The following is a 25,874-nucleotide window of genomic DNA, read 5'->3' as shown; positions in this document are numbered from 1 at the left end:
TTAACAGCGCTCACTGGGATACCTCGGCGGTGCCGGCGCGGCGGCGCCCGGATGACAGAGCCTGGTGTTGCGTCAGTTCCAGGTCGAAGTGGCGCAGGCCGTCTTCCTGGCTCAGGGTCAGCCGTACCTGGTAGCCCAACGCCTCAAAGTGGCTGGCGATATCTTCCGGATAGAGGCGGTCTGGCTCGGACACCTCCCACAGCCGTTTCTCAATATCCCAACGGGTCTGATCCTCGTGGGCTGCCGCCAGCAGCGTCATCAGATCGAGGCTGGCCTGCAGGCGGTAGTTAGGCAGGTTGCGGACGATGATGCGCCGCTGCGGGTCGATATCGCGCAGTTGGCCGCACAGCGTCGTCAGCGCCTGCGAGCCGAAATCGGCGCCGAGCCAGTCCAGTGCTTCGTAAGGCGCGCCGCTTTCCTGCCGGCTGATAATGACGTCATAGCGGAAGTCGTTCAGTTCGTTTGCCCGCTTGCCGCGTTTAAGCTCCAGCCGGAGTTTGCGCGTGCTGCCGAACAGCGTGTTGAAGGCGTGGAAATAGCGGAACGACAGGCACAGCTCTTTTTCTGCCGCCATATCCCGGGCGATCTGCTGACGGATTTCCGCGACGCGGGCCAGCGGCGACGCTTTAAAGAACTGCACGCTGGTGTGGAAGGCCGCCAGCTCATCCAGACTGCGGACGTCGCCGAGATAGATCGCGCCCTCTTCGTCAGTAATGCGCAGCGCTTCTTGCAGCACGTTCTTCAGGTAGCCGAGATCCGGGAAGTACTGGATAACCGAGTTCAGGATCACCAGCGCGTCCGGTCTGGCCTCAATGGCGGCAAGCTGCATGGCGTCGCCTTGGGTGAACTGAATGTGCGCCGCGTTCTGCAGCGCCGGCGGCAGCGACTGACGGGCAACTACCAGCGCCTCGGCGGACAGGTCCAGCCCGTGGTACGACTGGCTGTCCAGCGCCAGATGGCGCATGATTTGCCCCATCCCGACACCGACGTCGATCAGATGAGCACGTTCGCAGGCGCGGATTTTGTTCAGCGTGTGGCCCAGCCATTCGCGCATCTCAACCGGCGGGATCGGCTCGCCGGTGTAGCTGCTGAGCCAGCCGGCAAACTGCCGGTCCTGCTCCTGGCTAACCTCATAGTTGGCGCGATCCTGGTAAGCGTTATTCCACAGCTGCCCCCAGTGGGCGATCAGGTTATCTGCCGAACTGTCGGTCTGCCGGCGATCGGCGTGCGTTTCAATATACGCCACCAGTTCATGGCGGTCGTTTTCCAGCCTGGCGGCGATGACGGCGACATTCTGCACCAACGGATGCCGTGACAGCGCGCTTTCTATTTCATCAAGTTCGATCCGGTGGCCGAGAATTTTGACCTGGCGGTCAATACGGCCGACAAACTCGATCTCACCGTCGGCATTCCACAGTGCCCGGTCGCCGGTGCGGTAGAAAGGACGGCCGAAGTCGGGCTGCATCACGAAGCGTTCGGCAGTCAGCGTCGCTTTGCCCAGGTAGCCCTGGCAAACGCCGTCGCCGCCGATCCACAGCTCTCCGGGTACGCCGATGGGGCTTGGGTGGCCGCCGGGGCCGAGGATCAACATCTGGGTGTTGGCGATCGGTTTGCCGATCGGAATGCGTCGCGCCGAGGTTGCCGAACCGGCGGGTAACGGATGCACGCTCGACCAGATGGTGGTTTCGGTCGGGCCGTACATGTTGTACACCGTGGCGGCGAGCCGCTGGCTTAACTGTTGCGCCAGCCCGGCCGGGAAGGCTTCCCCGCCGATCAACACCGCACGCAGGGCGGACATCGCCTCAGCGGCGGCCGGTTCGGCCATGACGGCGGTCATAAAGGAAGGGGTGCTCTGCACCATACTGATCTGATGGCGCTGCAAAAGCTCGGCAAAACTGAACGGCGCATCGCGCTGTTCATTGCGGTGCAGCTGTTGCAGTTGTTCGAGCGCCTGCAGCCCTTCCATCACGCGGTCATTATCAATGCCGAAGTCGATCAGCCCGGCAATTTCATCCACGCCTGACTGGTGCAGCTGGTTCAGCAGCGGCATGACGCTTTCCGGCGAGCCAAACAGGCCGGAGCGCTCGAAATAGCGTTCGACCGCCATATCAAGCAGCGACTCCAGATCGTCGGCCGGCAGATCCTGCTGGAATGTCAGCCCCATACTGGCGCTCAGTTCGCTCAGCAGACCGGTTGAGGTGCGCAGGTAGTCGCGGAAGGGGCCTTTGGCCACCGACTTGGCGAGCTGTTCATCCGGCAGCAGGAAGGTATGGATCATCAAGGTGACGTGTCCGTCTCCCGGATGACCGGCGCTGCGCCATGCCTGACGATAGGCGGCAATCTTTTGTTCAAGCTGTACAGTATCCTGCCCCAGCAGGTGCGTCAGCAGATTGACGCCGTACGTACCCGCCAGCTCGAAGGTGGTGATATCGCCGGAGGAGGTGAACCAGATCGGCAGCTCGCTCCGCACTGGAGACGGGTACACCGTCAGGTCGACCTCTTGCCCGCTGCCGTTCACGCGGCGCAAACTGCCGCCTTGCCACAGGGTGCGCAGCTCTTTGAGCTTTTTCAGCATGACGGTTTTACGCTGCGGGTAACTGTCCGGCGCCAGGGCAAAATCGTTGGTATTCCAGCCGGAGGCGAAGGCCAGCCCGACGCGGCCGGCGGACAGGTTATCAACCAGCGCCCACTCTTCGGCCAGCCGCAGGCTATCGTGCAGCGGCGCGACAACGCTGCCGCAGCGCAGCTCGACGCGCTGGGTCACGCTTGCCAACGCCGCGGACATCACGGACGGGTTCGGGTAAAGACCGCCGAAGGCGTGGAAGTGGCGCTCCGGTGTCCAGACGGCTTTAAACCCATGGGCGTCGGCATAGCGCGCCGCGTCCATCACCAGCTGGTATCCCTCCTGACGACGTTCGTTATTGGTTGCCGCGCCAAAGAAGAACAGGCTGAAGTCCAGGCTGCGCTCGCGGGCGTTCTCCTGCGGCGCCAGGTTGTTGATCAGATTTTCCGGCGCCAGCACCACGCTGGCGCCGCGTGTCAGCGGCCAGAAAATCTCCAGAACGGAAATATCAAACGAAATACTGGTCAGCGCCAGCAGGCTGTCGTCCGGCCGGCAGCCGACCGCACCATCCATACCGATCAGGAAGTTGGTCAGGTTTTTCTGCAGGATAACGGTGCCTTTCGGCTGACCGGTGGAGCCGGAGGTATAAATGATATAGGCCGGCGTATCGTGCTGCGCCAGCGGCTGCGGGTTGTGATGACGCTGCCCGAGCAATTCGCGGTAGGACGGCCACTCGATACGGGTGGATACCGGCAGTTGCGGGGTGTCGCGCTGGGTCACCAGACAGGCCAGACCGGCGTCCTTCACGATATAGTCCAGCCGTTCAGCGGGGTAATCGGGATCCAGCGGCAGCCAGGCCGCGCCGGCTTTATGGATGGCGATCAGGCTGGCCACCAGTTCAATGCTGCGGCGCAGACAGACCCCGACCAACGCTCCCGGTTTGACGCCGGCGTCCTGCAGCCGCGCCGCCATGGCGTTGGCCAACTGATTGAGCTCGTCAAAGCTGACGCGCTCATCGCGACAGCACAGCGCCTCCCGATCCGGATGTTGCTGCGCCTGACGTTCGAACTGGCGGTAGGCGCAGTCGTCAGCCTGATAGTTGACGGCGGTTTGATTCCACTGCTGCAGCAACGTCTCCTGGACGGACGGCATCAGCGGGGCGGTCAGCACCGCTTGCAGCGGCGCGGCGACCATCTGTTGCAGCGCCCGCAGATAATAGTCCGGCAGCAGATCGCACAGGGTTTCGCTGAGCTGGCCGATATTACAGTCGAACCAGAGCGACAGCTGCTGACTGACGGGATCCATCAGATAGTTGACCGCCAGCGTAAAGTTGGTGTCGGCCACGCCGAAAGCCTGGGAAATCACCGAGTTCTCATCCCCCCAGCTACGGTGGAAGTCCATATAGTTGATGTAACTGTCCAGCACGATTTCCTGGCCATAGTCGCGCTGCATAGCTGTCAGCGGGTAGCGGCCCCAGCGCCAGGAGTCGGCCTCGAAGCGTGCGATGCGCTCGGCCAGTGCGACAAATGACTCCGTCTCCAGCGACAGGGCCAGCGGCAGCGTATTCAGGAAGACGCCAATCATTTTGTCGGCGTCCTGTGCGGCGGGCCGTCCGTTGAACACCAGCCCGGTGGCGACCGCCGTTTGTCCTGTCAGCACGGCCTGCACTTTAAGGTGTGCGGCGACCAGCAGCGCTTTCAGAGGGAGCTGATGGGCCGCCGCCAGCGCATGGAGGGCGGGCGTCAGCGCCGGCGGCAATGGCGCGCGTACGCATTTATGCCGGGTGGCGGATACCGCTTCCCGACGCGGCAGCGGCGCAGGGTTCAGTTCGGCAAGTTGGGTTTGCCAATAGGCTGCGGCCTGCGGATCCTGCATGATTTGCAGTTCCGCCGCGATAAAATCGCGGTAATGACTCTGTAGCGCGTCACGTTGCGGCTGACGTCCCGCCTGCAGTTCGCGGTAATTCTCGACGATTTCGTCCAGCATCAGCAGGTCGCTCCAGCCGTCCAGCACCACATGGTGCTCAATCACGGAAAGCTGGAAACGTTGCGGGTGCAGTGCGTGAGTGTGGAACGTCAGGCAGGGCGCGTTATTCAGCGGCAGGTGGCGGAATTTCGCCTGCTCAACCCAGTTTTGGATAAACGCCTGCTGCTGCGCCGGCGCCAGATGGCTCAGCGACGTTTCCGCCGCGATGCTGACCGGCGCCTGCGGGTGCACCAGTTGCACGGGCTGGCTGTAGCTGGAGAGGTCGAAGCTGCTGCGCAGCAGCGGGTGACGCCGGCAGGTTTCTTCTACCGCCTGTTGCAGCAGCGCCGGCTCCAGCGCGAGCTCCACGGTTAATGAGGTGACGACGCGGTAGACCGAGGTGTCGCGTTCGATTTCCGCCTGCCAGGCCATCGATTTTTGCATGGCGGACAGCGGATAGGCGTCTTCCAGCCCGGCGGGCATACTTTGCCGGTCCTGTTCACTGAGCAGCGAGAATGGCGCGATGGCGACGTGCTGTTGCGCCTGGAACGGCGTGAGCTGTTTGGCTAACTGGCGCAGGTTGGGGTTGCGGTACAGGGCGCTCAGTTCGACGGCGTAGCCCGCCTTCTCCAGGGCGCTGCGCACCCGAATCGCCATCATCGAGTCGCCGCCCAGGCTGTAAAATGCGGCGTCCGGGGCGATGTCGTCACGTTGCAGCACCTGCCGCCATACGGCGGCGACCCGTTGCTCATCCGCCGTCAGCGCCGCAGCTTCCGCAGCCGGTTGTTGCTCAGGGGCCGGCAGCGCTTTGCGGTTGACCTTGCCGTTGCTGAGGTAAGGCAGCGTCGGCAGCATGACCCACAGCGCGGGCACCATATACTCCGGGAGGACGCTGCCGAGCCGGCGCGCAATGTGCTGCGCCGCGGTCGGGTCGTCATCCGCGTTGTCCAGCACCAGATAGCCGACCAGCTGTGCGGCGTCGGCGCCGCTGCGGTGCGTCGAGACCACCGCATGTTTTACCTGCGGCAGCGCCATCAGCTGGGCCTCGATTTCTCCCAGTTCGATACGCAGCCCGCGGATTTTCACCTGATGGTCGATACGGCCTAAAAACTCCAGGCCCCGCAGCTCCGTCAGGCAGACCAGATCTCCGGTGCGGTACAGTTTTTCACCTTGCGGCGCCAGCGGTTTTAGCGAGGCGGGCAGCGGCAGGAAGCGCTGGGCGCTCAGCGTCGGCTGATTGATATAGCCTTCGGCAAGCTGCACCCCGCCGATATACAGCTCGCCGACGCTGCCCGGCGGCAGCGGACGCTGCTGCGCATCCAGCACCCAAAGCTGGGTATTGGCGACTGGGTAGCCGATCGGCACGCTGCTGGCCGGTACGGCTGCGGCCGCGCAATGCCAGTAACTGACATCGACCGCCGCTTCGGTTGGGCCATACAGATTATGCAGCGCACAGTGGGGCAGATGCTGATGCGTCCGTTCGACGCTGGCGATTTTTAACGCTTCGCCGCTGCAGAACAGCAGGCGCAAAGCCGGCAGCGGTTGACCGTTAAGCTCGGCTAAAAACAGGTCCAGCATCGGCGGCACAAAGTGCATGGTGCTGATCTGCGCGGTTTGCAGCAGGGCGATGAGCCGGCGCGGATCCTTATGGCTGCCCGGCGGCGCGACCACCAGCGTTGCGCCGACAATCAGCGGCCAGAAGAACTCCCATACCGAGACGTCGAAGGTAAACGGGGTTTTTTGCAGGACGCGATCGCGCGGGGTGAGCGCATAAGCTTCCTGCATCCATAAAATGCGGTTGGCGATCGCGCGATGGCTGACGACGACGCCTTTGGGCTGGCCGGTCGAGCCCGAGGTAAAAATAATATACGCGGCGGCATCCGGTGACGGAGCGGGCAGGCTGATGTCCGGCCGGTGATCGGACAGGGCGCCGGCGTGAATTTCCTGTACGGCGGCATCCAGCGCCGGCGGCGTATCCAGATAGATCAGGGTGCGGATGGCGGCCTGTTCAAGCTGGGTCTGCAGGCGCGCCCTCGGCAGTTCCGGGTCAAGGGGCACATAGGCTGCGCCGGCCTTTTGAATGGCGAGCAGCGCGACGGTCATGGCCAGCGAACGTTCGCCGTACAGGCCGACGGCGTCGCCGGGCCGGACGCCGTGCGCCAACAGATTACGCGCCCAGGTTTCACTGCGCTGGATCAGCGCGCGGTAACTCAGGGTATCGTCGCCAAACTGCAGCGCGATGGCGTCCGGCGTTTGCTGCGCCTGACGGTCAATGTATTGCGGTAATGTCCGGTGCAGATCGTACGGGCGCGAGGTCTGGTTGAATGCGCGCAGGGCCTGCTGGTCTGCCGGCAGCAACAGCGTTTGCGCCGGGCAGTCGATAGCCTGGTGGGTCAGACACCAGCGCATAAATTGCATCAGCCGGTCGGCATGACGCTGGAGCAGCTCGGCGCTGTGGTTATCCGGGTTGGCGTCCCACAGCAATTCGATGCCGTGGCGGCGGATAAAGATCGTCAGGGTCAGATCGGCTATCGGCCCGGTGGTGAACTGATGACATTCGACCTGGCGATCGCCAAACACGAGGGGCTGCTCAAACGAGATAATATTGAGCAGCGTGTGGGTCAGTTTATCCTCCGGCGCCCCCAGTCCCAGCGCCCGGTGGATATCCTCATTGCGGTATTGCTGGTGTTTAATTGCCTGCGCCAGCAGCTGGCGGGCATGTTGCGTCAGTTGCTCAAAGCTGTCGATACCGTCAAATGACAGCCGCAGCGGTACTTCATTGGCGTGCATGGCCGGCTTTTGCAGGGCGATCTGATTGGCGCGTCCGGTGACCGCCAGCCCAAGATGGATATGCTGTTGTTGGGTCAGGCGATGGCAGTAGGCGGCGAAGAGCGCCAGAAGTAGCTGTGACGGCGAAGCGGTATGGGCGGATGAGGAGGCGGTAATCTGTTGGTAGAGATCGTCGTCGACGGTATGTCTGATTTGCAGCAGGTCTCTGGCGAATGTGGATTTCCGTGCGCCCAGGGTGGTCGACCCTTCGGCGTGCGCCAGATGCGTTGTCCAGAAATCCCGGTCGCGCTGGCTGCGGGGACCGGCGGCGTAATTATCGCTATGATTAAACCAGGCGTCGTTGCTGACCCAGCGGGACGGCGGCACCGGCGTATTATGCCGCTCGGCGTTATAGATTTCCGCCAGGCGCGCCGTCAGTAGAGATTGGCCATAACCATCAAGCACCAGGTGGTGATATTTGCAGTAAAGCAGCGTTTGTCCCGTTTCCAGCGCGATCAGGTGCCATTGCAACAACGGCGCTGAGCCGTCCAGCGCGAAAGGGAGGCGGGTTTGTTGCGCCATCCACTGCCGGGCCTGCGTCATTTCGGCAAAGCGGTGGTGAAAAATCAGCGCGCGGGCGGGGAAGTGCGGTGACTGGACGACATCATCTTCCGTCTCCTGGACACAGACGCGTTGTAACTCGGCTTCTTCGCCGAGCCGGTTCAGGGCGGAGTCAATGCTGTTCAAGCAGAGGTCATCCCCTAAATCAAGAAAGAAACTCGCATTGAAGCGAAAGTTTTCCGTATCAAGTTTGGCAGCGGCCCAAATTGCACGCTGTGCCGGCGTAAGTTTATTTAATGACATTGTCATTCCAGTTTGCGCTAAGAGATAAATGGATACTTGGTTGCGTTCATTTATAGCGATACAGGCCGCTGCCAACGCTGACGCTTTTCCTGAACATATCGGTTGGGCGCAACAATCCCCCCGTTCCGACATAATCAGACGGTTCAACGGCTTAATGATCAGTTTCGTTCACTGTGTGTTACACGGGGGCAGTGGGTTCGGGCAAGGGGCAGCCCGCTCTTATTATTTTAGAGATAATAGATCTGCCTGTGCGGGTGTTTACGTTGGGGCTAAGTGTGTCGCATTGTAAATTTCCGTCCTCTGAAAACGGTATTATTATGCACAACAATAATGAATTTAATTAACGCATTGACTATATTCAATAGCGATCGGTAAGGCAAATGGTTAACGCGCATTACATGTTACAAAATGTTATCCAACTGTTAACCCATTGCTTTGCCTCGTGTTAATTCGCTTGTTATTGTTTTTATTATATTTTTTTGACTTTTATATGAATGTGCCGCTGCAGGCGCTGCCCGTTATCTCCATTTTATCTGATGAAGGGCGGGCTGGTTATCTGTAGCGTTACTTGATTTTTCGCAGAGTTATGATTGGGCCGGCATGACCTTTCGAACGAAAATGAATAACGCGAAAAGGCGGGGTGATGATGTTTTATGACGGGAAGCGGCGTTTTTTATTGAAGATATCACGGTAGAGGGAGACTATCGTTAATCACGCTAAAAACAATTAGCAGGAAAATTAATTGTTGCGTTATTCACAGATGCATCGGTTGAGGTGATAATTAATTTCGTTATTACCAGGCAGGACGCGTGGCGGGTAATATATCGGATGTGGCAATTAAAACATCGGTCGGGAACGGGGCGTCGGATTGACTCGCTGTTAAGCAAAAAGCCCGCTTAAGTTTCCTTAAGCGGGCTTTTCTAAATATGGCTCCTCTGACTGGACTCGAACCAGTGACATACGGATTAACAGTCCGCCGTTCTACCGACTGAACTACAGAGGAATCGTGTGAACGGGGCGCATCATATCCAGCCGCCCCGGGTGTGTCAACGCTAATTTAGCGCTTTTGATTCAACTGCTCAGCAACTGAGCAGGGCGGGCGTCATCACGCGTCGCCATCGCCGTGCGCGGCCTGCCAGCGCTGCAGCCGCGCCAGCGGATCCTGACGGTAGAAACGGCAGAACTGCGGGTATAACGCCGGGAAGCGCTGGGCCAGCAGGTCCGGCGCGCTGAAGAAATATTCCGACAGCACCGCGAAGCACTCGGCGGGGTCGCTGGCGGCATAGGCGTCGATGCTGGCGGCTTCCTCGCCGACCAGATCGATTTCGTCCTGAATGGCGTCCATCGCGCCGTGCAGCTCGTGCTCCCAGAGCGCCACCTCGCGCAGCGGCATCGGCGGTACGCCGTTGGCGACGCCGCCGTTACGCATATCCAGCTTATGCGTCGCCTCGTGGATCACCAGGTTAAACCCGGACAGATCGAACGAGTCCTGCACGTCCTGCCAGTTCAGCACGATGGGGCCTTGTTCCCAGCTCTGTCCGGACTGCACCACCGGCCCGGAATGCACCAGCCCCAGATCGTCCTGCCACTCTTCTTCCACCACAAACGGCGAGGGATACAGCAGGATCTCATTAAAGCCGTCCAGCACGTCGACCCCCAGCTCCAGCACCGGCAGGGCGAACAGCAGGGCGATACGCATCTGCATCAGCGGCGTCAGCGCCAGCCCCTGCAGCGGCACGATGCGCTTTTGCTGCAGCAGCTTTGCAGCCAGCTCCGCCAGCCGGCGGCGCTCATCGTCGTCAAGCGGCATCAGCAGCGGAATAGCCAGCGCTTCCTGCCACTGGTCGGGCGTCAGCGCCGGAGAGGGCGTGGTTTTCCATGGCCATTTAATCATCGTGGGCACTCATCAATGCTTATGGGTACGGTAGCGTCAGGCTTGCCTGAGTAAAAATGCCGCAAAGCCGGCCGTGATAGCAAGTGTTTTAAGCGGGAGGCATAAAAATGCGCACGGCGACTATTCAAGCACTTAGCGACGCCTGCGTCAGCGAGCGCAATCACAGTTAAGCGATATACCCGCAGGGGCTATGCATGGCGATTCAGACGCGTGGCGATGGATTAACGGAGGCGGAGAAAAGTTTCACCGGTAAAACTTTTATGGCGGATAATTTATTTTATTCTACCGGGCGCGCATTGCCTCTGTTCATTTCTTGACAACATTTTGGCCGGTTGCTAATAGTTAAGCCATATATTAAATAATAAACAAAGTTCAATATATGAAACTAATGCCGGGGAGTTATGATAATGGTTCGACGGTGGATAATGAGGCGGAGATTCTGGCCTCATTTCAGCGCCGCAGTCGTGATATTTATCAGGCGTTCAACCATGACGCTAATATTCCTTACGGAAAATTAGCGCGTCAAACGTTTGACTGGCTATATTCCCCGCATCCTGCCGTTGGCACGCTGATATTTATTCACGGCGGCTACTGGCAGTTTTGTAATAAAGAGGACTTTGCCTTTATCGCCGCAGCGCCGTTGGCGCTGGGGATAGACGTGGTGCTGGTGGAGTATAGCCACGCGCCGCAGGCGACGCTGACGGATATCGATGGAGAAATCGGCGCGGCGCTGAGCGCGATCCAGCGCCGACTGGCGCAGCGGCCGCCGCGCGGCCCGGTCTGGCTGGCCGGGCACTCGGCCGGCGGGCAGCTGGTCGCCCGTTGGCAGCAGCATCCGCTGGTTGATGCGGTGTTCCCCATCAGCGGCATCTTTGAACTGGAGCCGCTGCTGGCGACCTACGTCAACCACCGGCTGCGGCTGACGGCGGCGGAGATCGCCGCGCTCAGCCCGGCGCGGCATATTCCCGAGCGGCTTACGCCGATGACGCTGTACTACGGCGCGCTGGAGCTGCCGGAACTGATCGGGCAAAGCGAACATTACTGCCAGGCGCTGCGTCAGCAGGGCCTGACGGTCGGGCTGCAGCCGGTGGCCGGCGCCAATCATTACAACGTGCTGGACGCGCTGTTTGCCGCCGACGGCGCGTTGATTCAACAACTGCAACAGGGGGAAGATGGCCGATGAGAACCATCGTTGACACCGGGCTGCCGGATATCGGGCAGCCTTTTTCATGGGCGACGCGCGGCGGCGGCATGCTGTTTACCGCCCACGGGCCGGTGCGGGCGGACGGCAGCATCGAAACCGGCGCGGCGGAGCGGCAGATTGCGCTGACGTTCGACAATCTGGCGCAGACGCTGCGCGCCGCCAACAGCCACAGCGATAACGTGCTGCAGGTAATTATTTATCTGACCGACGTGAACGACGTTAAATTGCTCGATGAGATATATAAACGCTATTTTAATCCGCCGTACCCCAATCGTTCGACGGTGATTGTGGATAAACTGGTGGTGCCGGGAATGAAAATAGAAATTACCGTCACTGCCTGCGATTAAATTATTTACGTATAGATCGCCAACGTCGATATCGTTATTTTTTTTGAACAATATTGCGGTCGATAAATATATCGGGCCGGGGGTTGCTGTGTTCACCGAACGGCTGTTTTACGCGACCGGCATTATTGGCCGGCCGTTTCCCGTCATGCATCAACAAGGTAGAGCATAATGAAAGATCAGGCGCGTTTTGATGAGATCGCCAGGCGGCAGGGCGGACTGAAAAAGCAGCTGACGGCCGGACAGATGTCGATGCTGGCCATCGGCGGCGCGATAGGCACCGGCCTGTTTCTCGGCAGCGCTTATGCGATACAGATGGCCGGGCCGAGCGTGTTGCTGAGCTATCTGATTGGCGGCGTGGTGGCGCTGCTGCTGATGGGCTGTCTGGCGGAGATGACCTCGCAGCACCCGACCTCCGGCTCGTTCGGCGATTACGCCGAGTTTTATCTCAGCCCGCTGTGGGGTTTTTTACTGCGCTACTCCTACTGGTCATGCGTGGTGCTGGCGGTGGGCACCGAGGTGACCGCTATCGGCATGTATATGCAGTTCTGGTTCCCGGATACGCCGGCCTGGCCGTGGGTGCTGCTGTTCTCCGCCGCGGTGGTGGTGATTAACCTGGTCGGCGTGAAGTCTTTCGGCCAGGTGGAATACGCGCTGTCGACCATCAAGGTGCTGGCGATTGGCGCGTTTATCGTTATCGGCATCGGCATTCTGAGCTTTTCCGCCAACCCGCACTTCGGCCTGCACAATTTTACCGCGGGCGGCGGCTTTTTCCCGTTCGGCCTGAGCGGCATGTGGTTTGCGGTGATCGTGTCCATCTTCAGCTACCTGAGCATCGAGATGATTGCGGTCGCCGCCGGCGAGGCGAAGAATCCGGTCGTGGCGGTGCGCAGCGCCTTTAAGGGCACCATTTTGCGGCTGTTTATCTTCTATATGCTGTCGATTGCGCTGATGCTGGCGCTGGTGCCCTGGCGTCAGTCCGGCACCGGGGAAAGCCCGTTTCTGCTGGCGATGAACGTCATTCACCTGCCGGCGGCCGGCGGCATCTTTAACTTTATCGTGCTGATTGCCGCCCTGTCGGCGATGAACAGCCAGCTGTATATCACCACCCGTATGCTGTTTTCGCTGGCGCGCGCCGGGCAGGCGCCGGCGGCGCTGGGGCGGGTCAGCCGGCGCGGTATCCCGCTCAACGCGCTGGCGATGTCATGCATCGGCATTGTGGTGTCGATCGTACTCAGCCTGGCGGCGCCGGAGAAATCCTTCGCCGCGATGATGTCGATCTCGGTATTCGGCGCCTGCTTTACCTGGCTGATGATTTTTATCACCCACCTGTTTTTCCGGCGTCACCACGCCGGGACGCACCTGAGGTTTCGCCTGTGGGGGTTCCCCTATACCACGCTGCTCGGGGCGGGCCTGATGCTGGCGCTGATGATTTCCACCGCGTTTACCGACTTCTTCCGTATGACGCTGTGGTTCGGCATTCCGTTTACCCTGCTGCTGGCGGGTGCTTATTTATATCGACTGCGCCGCCGGCCGGCGGACCATGCGGTGAGGCCGACGCCGGGCATAGAGTAGCGGGGCGGAAGCGCCTACTGCAGGAGTATGCGTGATTTTGCGACGGATTCTGAGAGTAAAAGTATAGCCTTTTATTTATAGTGGTTTTACCGGACTTTAAATAACGGCAGGAACAGGGAGTGATGATGCAAAGGGAAGAAGGAAGGCTCAGACTTTTGACGTTGCGGGAGGTCGCTTTAGCAAAGACTGTTTTTGGTGGTTCAATTGATTATCCCAGAGTGTGGGTTCATTGTGACAGTTATCTCCCGTTTGGTTTACAGCGTAGTGGTACAGCAATGGCGCCAAATGGTGAGCTGTACTTTAGAAAAGAGCTATATATGCCGGATTTTGCGGCACTACATGTAACGACCGAAATAGAACATCTCTTTATTCATGAAATGATGCATGTATGGCAACATCAGAGGGGGATGTGGGTGAGGACTCGTGGCTTGCTGAGTTGGGCCACTAGTTATTCTTATATGCTGGATGGAAAGCCAATGCTGAAATACTCATTAGAACAACAGGCTCAGATAGTGGCTGATTATTATGTATTAAAGACATACGGGTTTGATGAGTGGGATATTCAGCGCCGGAAACCACGCCCTGTGGTTACCTATAGAGGGCGGCCCGATAGAAGAACCATTGGGGGAAAATACCGTGCAACGCTTGCCCGTTTTCCATAAGGACTCACCATTGTGCTAAATATCAAATTAACCATTGTGGTCTGTAGCGCTGTGCTGCTGACTGCCTGCGAGTCCAGGCTGCTGGATATCCAGCCAGCCGAGGTGACTATCAAGGATAATCGTCTGTGCGTGTCTATCCCGGCAGGGAAAAATGAATACCTGAACGGATTACAAATCGTTGATGCAGAGGGGCGCATTTTCCGCAAATATTTTGCTGCAGACGCCAGCGTAAATCCCGTCCCCGTATTTTCCGGCCGCTGTATTCCTGATTTCGGTTATTCGTTTAAGGCGGGCGGCCAATATGGTATCCAGGTGGAAACTTTCTTTACCGATGCCCGGCGGCCCGGCGGGAACAGCTACTCGGCGTCGTTCAGACTGTACCGCGAGCATGGTTCGCTCAAGGTGGCCGCGACACGGTGACGGATTGCCCGCGGCGGCCCCCCGTCGGCGGCTTACAGCTGGCTTTTCGGCACCAGGCGATCGCCGAAGGTCAGCCGCTGGCGGTCCGGCTCCGGCTCGCTCAGCGGCGCCACTTCCCGCAGGGTGGTTTTGCAGCGCGTCACCAGATCCTGATACTCCTGGGTGCCGACGCGCTTCCAGCTCAGTTCCTGTTCGGTCAGCTCGCGCAGCACCCGCGCCGGGCTGCCGAGCACCAGCTTATTGGCGTCAAATACCGCCGCGGCCTTGATAAACGAACAGGCGCCGACGATGGTGTTTTCACCGATGACCGCGCCGTCCATCACCACCGCATTCATACCGACCATCGCGTTGCGGCCGATCCGGCAGCCGTGCAGGATCGCGCCGTGACCGATATGGCCGTCCTGTTCCACCACCGTGTCCTGCTGCGGGAAACCGTGCATCACGCAGTTGTCCTGAATATTGGCGCCGTCCTCAATCACCAGCCGGCCGAAGTCGCCGCGCAGGCTGGCGTTGGGGCCGATATACACCCCTTTGCCGATAATCACATCGCCGATCAGCACCGCCGTCGGATGCACATAGCTGCTGGGGTCGACCACCGGCGTCAGGCCGTCAATTTGATATACAGGCATGGGGTTACTCCTCAATAGGTGACGTTATCGCGCGGCAGGCCGCCAAAGCGCCGGTAATAGCCGGCTGCGGGCGCCGGCAGGGCGCCGATGGTGGTTTCCGCCAGCGCGCTGACATACTCCGTCGCGGCGCGGTCGACGCGCTGATAAATATTGATGCACAGGTTGCGGGCGATTTGCCCCTCCCACTGGGCGGGCAGCAGCGCATCCGGCAGCAGCGGGTCTTTCAGCACCACGCGGCGGAAGAAGTGAATTAATAATAGCTTGATCTGAAAGCAGCGCCGGGGCGTCAGCGCCGCGTCGTCCGCCTCGCGCAGCAGCGCCATCAGCGGGCGGAAGGAGACGATAAACTCATGATAGTAGCCGGCGACCTGCTCCAGCGCCCAGCAGTCGGCCACCCGCTGGCGCAGGGTGTCTTCGGAGCGGGCGTAGGGATAGTCGGCGCGAAAATAGATCACCTGCTCGCTGGCGTTCAGCTCGCCGAGCAGGGCGGTGACGTCGGTCTGCGCGTGCGTCGGCGCCGCCATCAGGTTGCTGGCCAACTGGCCGAACCCCAGCCAGCCCAGCTGTTTCTTCAGCCGTGCGCGCTCGCTTTTTTCCGCCGTTTCCAGCAGCAACAGCTCCCACTTGCCGTCCCACTCTGGCTGCTCGCTCAGGTAAATCTTGGATTCGGCGTGGCGGAACTGGCGCATACCCTGTTCGGTCACGCGGTAATAGCTGCGGCGGCCGATTTTTTCTACGTCCAGCCAGCCCTCTTTTTGCAGGCGGAATACTGAGGTGCGCACAAAGCGATCGCCAAAGCCCATCGATTCCAGCAGGGCGCTCAGGCTGCCCAGCCACACTTCGCCGCCGCGATGGCTCAGCGCATCGCCATACAGGGAAATAATCAGCGACGTGCCGCTAATCGGCTGAGCCTCTAATGCATGGTGGATAAAGTCATCCAGTTTTTGTTCCATATTTTTCCACGAGTTAGGCTACGGTGAGTCACCACATTACCATATCCCTCTGCCGCTGCCAGCGGCAGCGCCGTCCCTGGCGCCGGCGGCGTCAGCGGGGACGCAGGTCAACCACCCGCTGCGCCTTGCCTTCCGAACGCGGGATATCGCCGCAGTTGGCGATGCTGACGTCGGTGCTGACGCCGACGATCGATTTGATATGGTGGCGCAGCTGGTGGCAGATATCGCAGCGCTGCTGGTGGCTGAGGTGGAGCGCCGTCTCCTTCAGCTCCACCCGCACCGCCAGCGTATCCAGGTGGCCGGCGCGGCTGACCTGCAGCTGATAGTGGGGCGACAGATGTTCGAACTGCATAATCTGCTCTTCAAGCTGCGACGGGAAAACGTTGACGCCGCGGATGATCAGCATATCGTCGGAACGACCGGTGATTTTGCCCATGCGCCGCATCTGGCGCGCGTCGCCCGGCAGCAGGCGGGTCAGATCGCGGGTGCGGTAGCGGATCACCGGCAGCGCCTCTTTGGTCAGCGTGGTGAACACCAGTTCGCCGTGCTCGCCGTCCGCCAGCGGCGCGCCGCTGTCCGGGTCGATAATCTCCGGCAGGAAATGGTCTTCCCAGATGGTGGGGCCGCCGCCGCTTTCGGCGCACTCCATCGCCACCCCCGGCCCCATCACTTCCGACAGGCCGTAAATATCCAGCGCCTTGATGCCCATGCGGGTTTCGATTTCATGGCGCAGCGCCTCGGTCCACGGTTCGGCGCCGAACACGCCGATACGCAGCGAACAGCCGCGCGCGTCGCCGCCCAGCTTGCGCTCCAGCTCGTCAATCAGCGTCAGGCAGTAGGAGGGCGTCACCATAATCACGTCGGGCTTAAAGTCGAGGATCAGCTGCGCCTGCTTTTCCGTCTGTCCGCCGGACATCGGGATCACCGTTGCCCCCAGCCGCTCTGCGCCGTAGTGGGCGCCCAGCCCGCCGGTAAACAGGCCGTAGCCGTAGGCGACGTGCACTTTATCCCGCGACGTGGCGCCGGCGGCGCGCAGGCTGCGCGCCACGATGTCGGCCCAGTTGTCGATATCGCGCTGGGTATAGCCCACCACCGTCGGCCGCCCGGTGGTGCCGGAGGAGGCGTGCACGCGCACCACCTGTTCCATCGGCACGGCGAAGGTGTCGAACGGGTAGTTGTCGCGCAGATCCTGCTTGGTGGTGTAGGGGAACAGCGCCAGATCGCTCAGCTGGCGTAAATCGTCAGGGTGGACGCCGGCCTGATCGAACTTGCGCTTATACATCGGCACGTTCTGGTAGGCGTGGTTCAGGGTCCACTTCAGGCGCCGCAGCTGCAGCGCTTCAATCTCGTCGCGCGAGGCGAACTCAATGGTGTCGAGGGGCTGGGGATTGGTTGTCATTATTTTGGCCTCAGTGTTAGACGCGTTCAATAATCATGGCGATGCCCTGACCGACGCCGATGCACATGGTGCACAGCGCATAGCGGCCGTCCCGCCGTTCCAGTTCGTGCATGGCGGTCAGCGCCAGTCTGGCGCCGCTCATGCCCAGCGGGTGGCCGAGCGCGATGGCGCCGCCGTTGGGGTTGACCTGTTCGGCGTCGTCCGGCAGGCCGAGCTGGCGCAGCACCGCCAGCGCCTGGGCGGCGAACGCCTCGTTAAGCTCAATCACGTCCATTTGCGCCAGGCTCAGCCCGGCGATCTCCAGCACCCGGCGGGCGGCCGGCAGCGGGCCGATCCCCATCAGGCGCGGCTCCACGCCGCAGGCGGCGGTGGCGACAATGCGCGCGCGCGGCGTCAGCCCCTGCTGCAGCGCCATCGCCTCCGAGGCGACGATCAGCGCCGCCGCACCGTCGTTAACGCCGGAAGCGTTGCCGGCGGTGACGCTGCCGGGCTGGCGGAACGGGGTTTTCAGCGCCTGCAGCTGCGCCAGCGAGGTTTCCGGGCGCGGGTGTTCATCCTCGCTCACCCGGGTCACCGCGCCTTTTTTCCCTGCAATGCTGACCGGCACGATTTCCTGCGCCAGAATGCCGGCGGCCTGCGCCCTGGCGGCGCGCTGCTGGCTGCGCAGGGCGAAGGCGTCCTGATCGGCGCGATCGATCGCGAACTGCGCGGCGACGTTTTCGGCGGTTTCCGGCATTGAGTCGGTGCCGAACTGCTGCTGCATCAGCGGGTTGACGAAGCGCCAGCCGATGGTGGTGTCAAACATCTGCGCCTGGCGGCTGAAGGCGCTGTCGGCCTTGCCCATCACCAGCGGCGCGCGGGTCATCGACTCTGCGCCGCCGGCCAACAGCAGATGCGCTTCGCCGGCCTTGATGCTGCGGGCGGCGATCGCCAGTGCGTCCAACCCGGAGCCGCACAGCCGGTTGACGGTGGTGCCGGAGACGCTCTGCGGCAGCCCGGCCAGCAGCAGCGCCATGCGCGCCAGGTTGCGGTTATCCTCCCCGGCCTGGTTGGCGCAGCCGAGGATCACATCGTCAACCTGCGTCCAGTCGACCTGCGGGTGACGCGCCATCAGCGCCCGCAGCGGCAGGGCGGCCAGATCGTCGGCGCGCACCGTCGCCAGCGCGCCGCCGTAGCGGCCGATCGGCGTGCGTACCCCGTCGCAGATAAAGGCGTGGTTCATGGCTGTTCCTCCAGAAGCTGATGGCCAAGGCGGTGGGCGCGGCCGCGGAACCAGGCCACGGTTTTCCCCCGTTGATTGATAATTTCCACGTCGTACAGCCCGCCGGTTTTACCCTGATGACGCACCTCGGCGCTGGCGATCAGCCGATCGCCGGCCAGCGCCGGGCGGATAAAATCGATGCTGCAGCCGGCGGCGACCGCCGCCAGCCCCTGACTGTTGCAGGCGTAGGCGAAGGCGGTATCGGCCAGGCTGAACAGCTGGCCGCCGTGACAGGTGCGGTGGCCGTTCAGCATCTGCGGGCCGACCTCCATGCTGACCTGCGCGAAGCCGCAGTCGACCGCCTCCAGCCGCATGCCCATCGCCTGGGCGCAGCTGTCTTGTTGAAACATATGTTCGGCGCAGCGCTGCGCCAGCGCGCGCGGCGTATTGGCGTTCATGATTCGGCTCCTGACGGGGGAAGGGCGTGGCCGGCGGCGTAGCGGCGCAGCAGCGGCAGCGGACGGTAGCGCTCTTCCAGATAGAAGCGCTGCAGATTTTCCAGCGTGGCGAGGATGTGTTTCCAGCCCAGCGCCTGTCCCCAGGCCAGCGGCCCGCGCGGATAGTTAACGCCGAAGCGCATGGCGTTATCGGTATCGGCGGCGCTGGCGATGCCTTTGTTGACCACGTCCAGCGCCTCATTGACCAACATGGCGACGGTGCGCATCACCAGCAGGCCGGGATAATCCGGCAGGGTGATGACCCGTTTTCCCAGCGATTGCAGGAACTGAATCACTTTGGCGTTATCCTGAGGGTTGTTTTGCGCCGCGCAGCTGATAACCAGGGTGTCCGCCCGCCGGTAATCGGCCGACAGATCGAACAGCACCACCGGCGTGCCGGTATTCTCGGCCACCTGACTGGCGGACTGGCCGTTAGTTAACATAAAAGTAACATCATCGATCGTCGCCAGCGGGCTGGTCTGGCCGGGTTGTTTGACCGAGGCCGCATTTTCCGTCAGCAGCGCGGCGAAATCCGCCAGCGGCGACCAGTCGCCGTGCAGCGTGACCCGGGCCAGCGGACCGGCATGCGCCGCGGCGGCGTAGCTTGCCTGCGGCGCATCGGCATCGTCGCCATAGCGGTAGAAGCCGCGGCCGCTCTTGCGCCCCAGATGGCCGGCGGCCACCCGCTCCTGCTGCGCCAGCGACGGGGTGAAGCGCGTATCGTTGAAGAAGGCGTGAAACACCGACTGGGTGACGGCGAAATTAACGTCCTGGCCGATCAGGTCGGTCAGCTGCAGCGGCCCCATGGCGAAGCCGCCGGCGTCGCGCAGCACCGCGTCCAGCGTCGCCGCATCGGCGATTTGCTCTTCCAGCGCCCGCAGCGTTTCGGCATAGAACGGCCGGGCGACGCGGTTGACGATAAAGCCCGGCGTCGAGCGGCAGTGCACCGGCCGCTTACCCCACTGCAGCGCCAGCCGGTTCAGGCGTTCACGCGTCTGCGCGCTGGTTTCCAGCCCGTCGACAATCTCCACCAGCTGCATCAGCGGTGCCGGATTGAAAAAGTGCATGCCGGCCATGCGCTGCGGATGTCGCAGCGCGGCGGCGATGGCGGTAATCGACAGCGACGAAGTGTTGCTGGCGAACAGCGTATCGGCCGGGCAAATCTCCTCCAGCTCGCGGAACAGGTCCTGTTTGATCGCCAGCTTTTCCGCCACGGCTTCGATCACCAGCGCGCTGTCGGCCAGCTCCGTCAGCGCGCCGGCGATGCGGATGCGCGCCAGCAGCCGTTCGCTGGCGTCGCGATCCGCCTTGCCGGCATCGACCCGGCGCATCAGGCGTCGGCTCAGCGTCTCGTACGCGCGCTCGGCGGCGGGGCGGTCAATATCGTACAGGGCGACCGGGTGCCCGGCGGCGGCGGCGACCTGCGCGATGCCGATGCCCATGGTGCCCGCGCCGATCACCGCCACGGGCGGGGTAAGGGAAGTTGCGTTCATGATTATTTTCCGCTGAAGACCGGTGGGCGTTTGGCGAAGAACGCGCTGACGCCTTCGCGATAGTCGTCGCTGCGGCCGCCCAGACGCTGCAGATCGCGCTCCAGCTCCAGCTGCTGATCCAGCGTGTTGGTGGCGGCGCTGTAGATGGCCTTTTTGATCAGCCCCAGGCCGTAGGTCGGCTGGGTGGCCAGGTGGCGCGCCAGCGCCTGGGTATGGGCCTCCAGCTCGCCGCCGTCCACCACCTGCCAGATCAGCCCCCACTCCTGCGCCTGACGGGCGCTGATCTTATCGCCGAGCATCGCCATGCCCATCGCGCGGGCGTGGCCCGCCAGACGCGGCAGGAACCAGCTGCCGCCGGAGTCCGGCACCAGCCCGAGCTTGCAGAAGGATTGGATAAAGTTGGCGTTGTCGGCGGCGATAACGATATCGCAGGCCATCGCCAGCGCGGCGCCGGCGCCGGCGGCCACGCCGTTCACCGCGCAGACGATCGGCTTGGGCAGCGCGGTCAGGCGGCGGATCAGCGGGTTGTAGAAACGCTCAACCGACAGGCCGAGATCCGGCGCCTGCTGGTCGGCGTTGACGGTGCGGTCGTTCAGATCCTGGCCGGCGCAGAAACCGCGTCCGGCGCCGGTCAGCAGTACGCAGCGCACCGCCTCATCGCGCTCGGCGAGGGTCAGCGCTTCCGCCAACTGGTGGTGCATCTCATCGTTAAAGCTGTTCAGCCGGTCGGGGCGGTTCAGGGTGATGGTCAGCACGCCGGCGTCGAGGTGAGTGAGAATCAGGTTGTTATCCATGGATCAGCGCCCTTTATAGTGTGGGGTACGTTTTTCGAAGAAGGCGGCAATGCCTTCACGACGATCTTCGGTGGCGGCCAGCGCGGCAAACTGCTGGCGCTCCATGGCCAGCCCCTGCGTCAGCCCGGTTTCATCGGCCTGACGCAGCGCCTGTTTGGCGGCGCGCAGCGCCAGCGGCGCCTGCTGCGCGATGCGCGCGGCGAGCTGCTGCGTGCGCTCCAGCGTCAGCGCGTCGACGCAGACTTCGCTCACCAGCCCGCTCTGCAGCGCCAGACGAGCGTCGATGGCTTCGCCGCTCAGCACCATCTGGCTGGCGCGGGACTTGCCGACGCAGCGAATCAGCCGCTGGGTGCCGCCGGCGCCCGGCATCAGGCCGAGGGTGATCTCCGGCAGGCCGAAGCGGGCGCTTTCGCCGCAGATTACGATGTCGCAGGCCAGCGCCAGCTCGCAGCCGGCGCCGAGCGCATAGCCGTTGACCGCCGCCAGCAGCGGCTTGCTGAACTGGGCCAGCCGCTGCCACAGCAGTGGACGCGGATCGCGCAGGGTGGCGGGCAGATCCTGCTGCTGCAGTTCGTGCAGGTCGGCGCCGGCGGCAAAAAAGCGCGCGCCGCCGGCGATCACCACCGCGCCGGTGTCGTCGTCGGCCTCGGCCTGCTCCAGCCGTTCGACCAGCTGTTGCAGGCTGGGGGTGCTGAGCGCGTTACGCGCCTGCGGGCGGTGCAGCGTCAGGGTGAGCACGCGGCCCTGCTGCTGATGCAATATCCAGGGGGTTGTCATCGGCGGCTCCTACACGTCGAAGTCCAGCGTCACGCCGTCGCCTTTCGGCCACGACTGACAGCTGAGGATGTAACCGGCGGCCAGCTGATCCGGCTCGAGGCTGTAATTGACGCCCATCTCGACCTCGCCGGCGATCAGCTTGCATTTACAGGTGGCGCAGACCCCGCCTTTACAGGCGTAGGGCAAATCCGCCCCCTGGCGCAGCGCGGCGTCGAGAATGCTGTCGTCCTGCGCCGTCACGTCGATCTCCTGGCGGCGGCCGTCGAGCTGAATCGCCACCCGGGTGGCGTTGCGCCCGGCGGCATCGGCCGGTCTGACGCTGACGCCGCTGGTGTTGAAGCGTTCGCTGTGGATGCGCTCGGCCGGCATGCCGGCCTGTTCCAGCACGCGCTGGGCGTCGTCCATCATCGCTTCCGGGCCGCAGATAAAGGCGTGCTGATAGTCGCTGAAGTCCAGCAGCGTCGCGCCGATGGCCTGCAGGCGTTCTTGGTCGATGCGGCCGCTGAGCAGCGGGCTGTCCAGGCTCTCCTGGCTGAACAGGTACAGCGGCTGGAAGCGCTGCGGGTAGCGGTTTTTCAGATCGGACAGCGCCTCTTTAAACATCACTGAGCGGCTGCTGCGGTTGCCGTAGATCAGCGTGAACTGGCTGTCCGGCTCCAGCAGCAGGGTGGCCTTGATGATGGACAGCATCGGCGTAATGCCGGAGCCGGCGGCGATGGCCAGATAGTTGCCGTGGCGCTGCGCCTGCGGCTGGTAGCCGAAGCGCCCCTGCGGCACCATCACCTCCAGCGCGTCGCCGACCCGGAGCCGTTGATTGACAAAGGACGAGAAGCGCCCCTGATGGATGGCCTTCACGCCGATTTGCAGCAGCCCGTCCTGCGGCGCGCTGCAGATGGAGTAGCAGCGGCGCAGCTCTTCGCCATCGAGGCTGGCCTTCAGCGTCAGGTGCTGGCCGGGGGTATAGCGATAGGCGCTTTTCAGCTCGTCGGGCACGCGCAGGGTAATGGCGACGGCGTCCGGCGTTTCGCGTTCAATAGCGGCGACATTCAGGCGATGAAAAACCGTCATGATGTTCTGCGCTCCTAGATGCATTTGAAATAATCGAACGGCTCACGGCAGGCGCAGCAGCGGTAGAGCGCTTTGCAGGCGGTGGAGCCGAACTCGCTGATTTTCTCGGTATCTTCACTGCCGCAGCGCGGGCACTGCACCAGGCCGTGGCTGTCCGGTCTGTCGCAGGTGTGGCCCTGCGGCGGCGCGACGCCGTAGGCGCGCAGCCTGGCGCGCGCGTCGGCGTTCATCCAGTCGGTGGTCCAGGCGGGATCGAGCCGGATAGCGACCGTCACCGGGCTGAAACCGGCGGCGGCCAGCTGGCGGATGATGGCGTCCTGCAAAAATTCGGTAGCGGGACAGCCGGAATAGGTGGGCGTAAAAATAATGCGCCAGCCGTCACCGTCGCGCTCCACCTTGCGCACCATGCCCAGATCGGTAATCGACAGCACCGGCAGCTCCGGATCGCTGATCTGCTGCAGGCAGTGCCAGATCTGCGGGATCTCGGCGGGCTCCAAGTGGGGAAGGATCATCAGCCACCTCGCTACCAGTTGCAGTTGGGGTAGGCGCGCTGCAGGAACTGCATCTCGGCGAGGATAAAGCCGAGGTGTTCGCTGTGTTGGCCCTGTTTGCCGCCGAGGCGGTACGCCGGCTGCTCCGGCAGCGTCAGCGTGGCCTGACGCAGGGTGTCGCTGACCAGCTCCTGCCACGGCGCCTGCAGCCGGCGCGGATCGACGGCGATGCCCTGGTCGGCCAGCTCCAGCTCGGTGTCGTCGGCGTGGAACAGCTCGGCGGTAAAGCGCCACAGCGCATCCAGCGACTGCTGAATTTTCTGATGGCTGGTTTCGCTGCCGTCGCCGAGGCGGATCATCCAGCCCTGGCTGAAGCGCAGGTGATATTCCGCTTCTTTCAGCGATTTGGCGGCGATAGCCGCCAGCTGCGGATCGCGGCTGGCGCTGAGTTCGCGCTGCAGCAGCAGGTGGTAGGCGTCCAGCAGGAACTGGCGCACCAGCGTATCGTTGAAGCCGCCGTTCGGCTGTTCGGCCAGCAGCAGGTTATGGAATTCGCGCTCGTCGCGGCCGAACGCCAGCCGGTCCTCGCTGCATTCCGGGCCGATCAGCGTGGCGGCGTAGCCGAGGATATTGCGCGCCTGGCCGAGCAGGTCGAGGCCGATATTCGCCAGCGCCAGGTCGATCTCCAGCTCCGGCGCGTGGCCGCACCAGGCGCACAGGCGCTGCGCCAGAATCAGCGGCGTATCGCCCTGACGCAAAAGATAGGTAATACGGGGATCGCGTTGCGTCATGGCCGCCTCACATGTTCTTGATGCCGTCGGGAATGGTGTAGAACGTCGGGTGGCGGTAGATCTTGTCCTCCGACGGGTCGAAAAAGGCCTCGCGATCTTCGGCCTGCGAGGCGATCAGGTGGCAGGACTGCACCACCCAGATGGAACAGCCTTCGTTGCGTCGGGTGTAGGCGTCGCGGGCGTTTTCCAGCGCCATCCGGTCATCGGCGGCGTGCAGGCTGCCGACGTGGCGATGCGCCAGTCCCTGTTTGCTGCGGATAAATACTTCATACAGCGGCCATTCGGCGTGAGTCATGGGTAAATCCTCCTGTTAAGCTGCCCGCGTGCGGTTTTTTTCGGCGTGCGCCATGGCGCCTTCGCGCACCCAGGCGCCGTTTTCCCAGGCCTGGCGTTTGGCCTGCAGACGTTCGTGATTGCACTGGCCCTGGCCTTTGATCACCTGGTACAGCTCGCTCCAGTCGATCTCGCCGAAGCGGTAGTGGCCGCTGGCCTCATCCCAGGCCAGATCCGCATCGGGGGCGGTCATGCCCAGCGCTTCGAGCTGCGGGACGGTGTTGTCGACAAACTTCTGCCGCAGTTCGTCGTTGCTGTGGCGTTTGATTTTCCACGCCATGCTCTGCGCGCTGTGCGGCGAGTCGTTGTCGCTGGGGCCGAACATCATCAGCACCGGCCACCAGAAGCGGTTGATGGCGTCCTGCAGCATGGCCTTTTGCTGTTCGCTGCCGTGCGCCAGCGCCATCACCGCCTCATAGCCCTGGCGCTGGTGGAAACTCTCCTCTTTACAGATTTTCACCATCGAGCGGGCATAGGGGCCGTAAGAGGCGCGGCACAGCGCCACCTGGTTGACGATGGCGGCGCCGTCCACCAGCCAGCCGATCACGCCGACGTCAGCCCAGTTCAGCGTCGGGTAGTTAAAGATGGAGGAGTACTTCATCTTACCGTCGAGCATCTTCTGGTAGATGTCCTGCCGCGAGCAGCCCAGCGTTTCGGCGGCGCTGTACAGATAGAGGCCGTGGCCGGCCTCGTCCTGCACCTTGGCCAGCAGCACCGCTTTGCGGCGCAGGGTTGGGGCGCGGGTCAGCCAGTTGGCCTCCGGCAGCATGCCGATCACTTCCGAATGCGCGTGCTGGCCGATCTGGCGGATCAGGTTCTGCCGGTAGGCGTCCGGCATCCAGTCTTTGGCTTCGATGGTGGTATCGGCGGCCAGCTTGGCGTCGAAGTGCTGCTGATGTTGAGCGTCAGTGGTCATGATTACCTCATTGATGATTCGTATTTTTAAAGTGAATAATAAAAATGTGAATCACTTTAATAACCATAAAGCTACAAGCTGATAACCTAAAGATCAAACACGGTTGTCAGGGTTTTGCGACGCTCTTCACAATGGGTTGATTTAATTTATTGATTTAAAATTGATTTGTTTGGCGATATTTTCTATTGCGGCGGGCGTACGGTCAGCTTTACAGCGACGTTGTTTGCTTTTTGTTAAATTTTACCTTGGCGCTGACTGGAAAATATGTGATA

The 25,874-nt window shown here is 62.1% G+C and carries 21 protein-coding genes and 1 tRNA gene; 6 read left to right on the top strand and 16 right to left on the bottom strand.

Annotated features, from left to right (window positions below):
* Positions 1-10: 10 nt before the first annotated feature.
* From I6G83_RS21860 to mtfA, 3 genes are all read right to left on the bottom strand, one after another.
* Positions 11-8,161, bottom strand: coding sequence for a non-ribosomal peptide synthetase (locus I6G83_RS21860; protein ID WP_054307535.1), 8,151 nt, complete (start codon positions 8,159-8,161; stop codon positions 11-13).
* Positions 8,162-9,088: 927 nt separating this feature from the next.
* A tRNA-Asn gene (locus I6G83_RS21855) sits at positions 9,089-9,164 on the bottom strand.
* Positions 9,165-9,266: 102 nt separating this feature from the next.
* Positions 9,267-10,055: a DgsA anti-repressor MtfA gene (mtfA, locus tag I6G83_RS21850; RefSeq protein WP_054307538.1), complete on the bottom strand. Its 789-nt coding sequence runs from the start codon at positions 10,053-10,055 to the stop codon at positions 9,267-9,269.
* A gap of 194 nt (positions 10,056-10,249) precedes the next feature.
* Between mtfA and I6G83_RS23675 the strand changes: the two genes are divergently transcribed.
* The 6 genes from I6G83_RS23675 (at position 10,250) to I6G83_RS21825 (ending at position 14,260) form a co-directional block, all read left to right on the top strand.
* The gene (locus I6G83_RS23675) at positions 10,250-10,372 is read left to right on the top strand and encodes a hypothetical protein (RefSeq protein WP_255265495.1); all 123 of its coding nucleotides are present in this window, start codon (positions 10,250-10,252) and stop codon (positions 10,370-10,372) included.
* A 62-nt stretch (positions 10,373-10,434) separates the two neighbouring features.
* On the top strand, positions 10,435-11,238 hold the full coding sequence (locus I6G83_RS21845; protein WP_015672974.1) for an alpha/beta hydrolase: 804 nt from the start codon (positions 10,435-10,437) through the stop codon (positions 11,236-11,238).
* Positions 11,235-11,606 carry a RidA family protein gene (locus I6G83_RS21840; RefSeq protein ID WP_054307032.1) on the top strand — a complete coding sequence of 124 codons (372 nt, stop codon included), beginning with the start codon at positions 11,235-11,237 and terminating at the stop codon, positions 11,604-11,606. Before I6G83_RS21845 ends, I6G83_RS21840 begins: the two co-directional genes overlap by 4 nt.
* A gap of 168 nt (positions 11,607-11,774) precedes the next feature.
* Positions 11,775-13,178 (top strand): amino acid permease, encoded by a 1,404-nt coding sequence (locus I6G83_RS21835; protein WP_054307031.1) that lies wholly within the window; start codon positions 11,775-11,777, stop codon positions 13,176-13,178.
* Positions 13,179-13,300: 122 nt separating this feature from the next.
* Positions 13,301-13,840 carry a type IV secretion protein Rhs gene (locus I6G83_RS21830; RefSeq protein WP_174545394.1) on the top strand — a complete coding sequence of 180 codons (540 nt, stop codon included), beginning with the start codon at positions 13,301-13,303 and terminating at the stop codon, positions 13,838-13,840.
* A 12-nt stretch (positions 13,841-13,852) separates the two neighbouring features.
* The gene (locus I6G83_RS21825; protein ID WP_054307030.1) at positions 13,853-14,260 is read left to right on the top strand and encodes a putative T6SS immunity periplasmic lipoprotein; all 408 of its coding nucleotides are present in this window, start codon (positions 13,853-13,855) and stop codon (positions 14,258-14,260) included.
* Positions 14,261-14,292: 32 nt separating this feature from the next.
* Here the strand turns inward: I6G83_RS21825 and paaY are convergent, their stop codons facing one another.
* The 13 genes from paaY to paaA all read right to left on the bottom strand — a co-directional run bounded on the left by paaY (position 14,293) and on the right by paaA (position 25,602).
* Positions 14,293-14,889, bottom strand: coding sequence for a phenylacetic acid degradation protein PaaY (paaY, locus tag I6G83_RS21820; RefSeq protein ID WP_054307029.1), 597 nt, complete (start codon positions 14,887-14,889; stop codon positions 14,293-14,295).
* Between the two features lie 11 nt (positions 14,890-14,900).
* Positions 14,901-15,842, bottom strand: a complete 942-nt coding sequence (paaX, locus tag I6G83_RS21815; protein WP_054307028.1) for a phenylacetic acid degradation operon negative regulatory protein PaaX — start codon at positions 15,840-15,842, stop codon at positions 14,901-14,903.
* 91 nt (positions 15,843-15,933) lie between these two features.
* Entirely contained in the window at positions 15,934-17,241 is a 1,308-nt protein-coding gene (gene paaK, locus I6G83_RS21810) for a phenylacetate--CoA ligase PaaK (protein WP_054307027.1), read from the bottom strand.
* 16 nt (positions 17,242-17,257) lie between these two features.
* The gene (gene pcaF / locus I6G83_RS21805) at positions 17,258-18,463 is read right to left on the bottom strand and encodes a 3-oxoadipyl-CoA thiolase (protein ID WP_015672965.1); all 1,206 of its coding nucleotides are present in this window, start codon (positions 18,461-18,463) and stop codon (positions 17,258-17,260) included.
* The gene (paaI, locus tag I6G83_RS21800; protein WP_054307887.1) at positions 18,460-18,900 is read right to left on the bottom strand and encodes a hydroxyphenylacetyl-CoA thioesterase PaaI; all 441 of its coding nucleotides are present in this window, start codon (positions 18,898-18,900) and stop codon (positions 18,460-18,462) included. Before paaI ends, pcaF begins: the two co-directional genes overlap by 4 nt.
* On the bottom strand, positions 18,897-20,432 hold the full coding sequence (locus I6G83_RS21795; protein ID WP_054307888.1) for a 3-hydroxyacyl-CoA dehydrogenase: 1,536 nt from the start codon (positions 20,430-20,432) through the stop codon (positions 18,897-18,899). Before I6G83_RS21795 ends, paaI begins: the two co-directional genes overlap by 4 nt.
* Positions 20,433-20,434: 2 nt before the next feature.
* A complete protein-coding gene (paaG, locus tag I6G83_RS21790) occupies positions 20,435-21,226 on the bottom strand; it encodes a 2-(1,2-epoxy-1,2-dihydrophenyl)acetyl-CoA isomerase PaaG (protein WP_054307889.1) in 792 nt (263 codons plus the stop codon).
* 3 nt (positions 21,227-21,229) lie between these two features.
* Complete coding sequence (paaF, locus tag I6G83_RS21785) at positions 21,230-22,003, bottom strand: 2,3-dehydroadipyl-CoA hydratase PaaF (protein WP_054307890.1); 774 nt, start codon at positions 22,001-22,003, stop codon at positions 21,230-21,232.
* A 9-nt stretch (positions 22,004-22,012) separates the two neighbouring features.
* Positions 22,013-23,071, bottom strand: coding sequence for a 1,2-phenylacetyl-CoA epoxidase subunit PaaE (paaE, locus tag I6G83_RS21780; protein ID WP_015672960.1), 1,059 nt, complete (start codon positions 23,069-23,071; stop codon positions 22,013-22,015).
* Positions 23,072-23,085: 14 nt separating this feature from the next.
* Positions 23,086-23,583 carry a 1,2-phenylacetyl-CoA epoxidase subunit PaaD gene (gene paaD, locus I6G83_RS21775; RefSeq protein WP_054307909.1) on the bottom strand — a complete coding sequence of 166 codons (498 nt, stop codon included), beginning with the start codon at positions 23,581-23,583 and terminating at the stop codon, positions 23,086-23,088.
* Positions 23,584-23,594: 11 nt separating this feature from the next.
* Entirely contained in the window at positions 23,595-24,353 is a 759-nt protein-coding gene (paaC, locus tag I6G83_RS21770; RefSeq protein ID WP_015672958.1) for a 1,2-phenylacetyl-CoA epoxidase subunit PaaC, read from the bottom strand.
* Positions 24,354-24,360: 7 nt separating this feature from the next.
* Positions 24,361-24,648, bottom strand: coding sequence for a 1,2-phenylacetyl-CoA epoxidase subunit PaaB (gene paaB, locus I6G83_RS21765; protein WP_015672957.1), 288 nt, complete (start codon positions 24,646-24,648; stop codon positions 24,361-24,363).
* A gap of 15 nt (positions 24,649-24,663) precedes the next feature.
* Positions 24,664-25,602: a 1,2-phenylacetyl-CoA epoxidase subunit PaaA gene (gene paaA / locus I6G83_RS21760; protein ID WP_015672956.1), complete on the bottom strand. Its 939-nt coding sequence runs from the start codon at positions 25,600-25,602 to the stop codon at positions 24,664-24,666.
* Positions 25,603-25,874: the final 272 nt, after the last annotated feature.

The sequence above is a fragment of the Serratia rubidaea genome, from assembly GCF_016026735.1.
Lineage (GTDB): Bacteria > Pseudomonadota > Gammaproteobacteria > Enterobacterales > Enterobacteriaceae > Serratia_B > Serratia_B rubidaea.
The sequence above is the reverse complement of the archived record's forward strand: the minus strand, read 5'-3'. Positions and strand labels throughout refer to the sequence as shown.

Excerpts from the sequence above, each read along its gene's own strand:
- paaY (WP_054307029.1), bottom strand. The coding sequence starts at position 14,889 with ATGCCTGTATATCAAATTGACGGCCTGACGCCGGTGGTCGACCCCAGC.
- paaI (WP_054307887.1), bottom strand. The coding sequence starts at position 18,900 with ATGAACGCCAATACGCCGCGCGCGCTGGCGCAGCGCTGCGCCGAACAT.
- I6G83_RS21830 (WP_174545394.1), top strand. The coding sequence starts at position 13,301 with ATGATGCAAAGGGAAGAAGGAAGGCTCAGACTTTTGACGTTGCGGGAG.
- paaC (WP_015672958.1), bottom strand. The coding sequence starts at position 24,353 with ATGACGCAACGCGATCCCCGTATTACCTATCTTTTGCGTCAGGGCGAT.
- paaD (WP_054307909.1), bottom strand. The coding sequence starts at position 23,583 with ATGATCCTTCCCCACTTGGAGCCCGCCGAGATCCCGCAGATCTGGCAC.
- I6G83_RS23675 (WP_255265495.1), top strand. The coding sequence starts at position 10,250 with ATGGCGATTCAGACGCGTGGCGATGGATTAACGGAGGCGGAGAAAAGT.
- I6G83_RS21860 (WP_054307535.1), bottom strand. The coding sequence starts at position 8,161 with ATGTCATTAAATAAACTTACGCCGGCACAGCGTGCAATTTGGGCCGCT.
- paaA (WP_015672956.1), bottom strand. The coding sequence starts at position 25,602 with ATGACCACTGACGCTCAACATCAGCAGCACTTCGACGCCAAGCTGGCC.
- paaB (WP_015672957.1), bottom strand. The coding sequence starts at position 24,648 with ATGACTCACGCCGAATGGCCGCTGTATGAAGTATTTATCCGCAGCAAA.
- pcaF (WP_015672965.1), bottom strand. The coding sequence starts at position 18,463 with ATGAACCACGCCTTTATCTGCGACGGGGTACGCACGCCGATCGGCCGC.
- paaF (WP_054307890.1), bottom strand. The coding sequence starts at position 22,003 with ATGACAACCCCCTGGATATTGCATCAGCAGCAGGGCCGCGTGCTCACC.
- I6G83_RS21840 (WP_054307032.1), top strand. The coding sequence starts at position 11,235 with ATGAGAACCATCGTTGACACCGGGCTGCCGGATATCGGGCAGCCTTTT.
- mtfA (WP_054307538.1), bottom strand. The coding sequence starts at position 10,055 with ATGATTAAATGGCCATGGAAAACCACGCCCTCTCCGGCGCTGACGCCC.
- I6G83_RS21845 (WP_015672974.1), top strand. The coding sequence starts at position 10,435 with ATGAAACTAATGCCGGGGAGTTATGATAATGGTTCGACGGTGGATAAT.
- paaG (WP_054307889.1), bottom strand. The coding sequence starts at position 21,226 with ATGGATAACAACCTGATTCTCACTCACCTCGACGCCGGCGTGCTGACC.
- paaE (WP_015672960.1), bottom strand. The coding sequence starts at position 23,071 with ATGACGGTTTTTCATCGCCTGAATGTCGCCGCTATTGAACGCGAAACG.
- paaK (WP_054307027.1), bottom strand. The coding sequence starts at position 17,241 with ATGACAACCAATCCCCAGCCCCTCGACACCATTGAGTTCGCCTCGCGC.
- I6G83_RS21835 (WP_054307031.1), top strand. The coding sequence starts at position 11,775 with ATGAAAGATCAGGCGCGTTTTGATGAGATCGCCAGGCGGCAGGGCGGA.
- I6G83_RS21795 (WP_054307888.1), bottom strand. The coding sequence starts at position 20,432 with ATGAACGCAACTTCCCTTACCCCGCCCGTGGCGGTGATCGGCGCGGGC.
- paaX (WP_054307028.1), bottom strand. The coding sequence starts at position 15,842 with ATGGAACAAAAACTGGATGACTTTATCCACCATGCATTAGAGGCTCAG.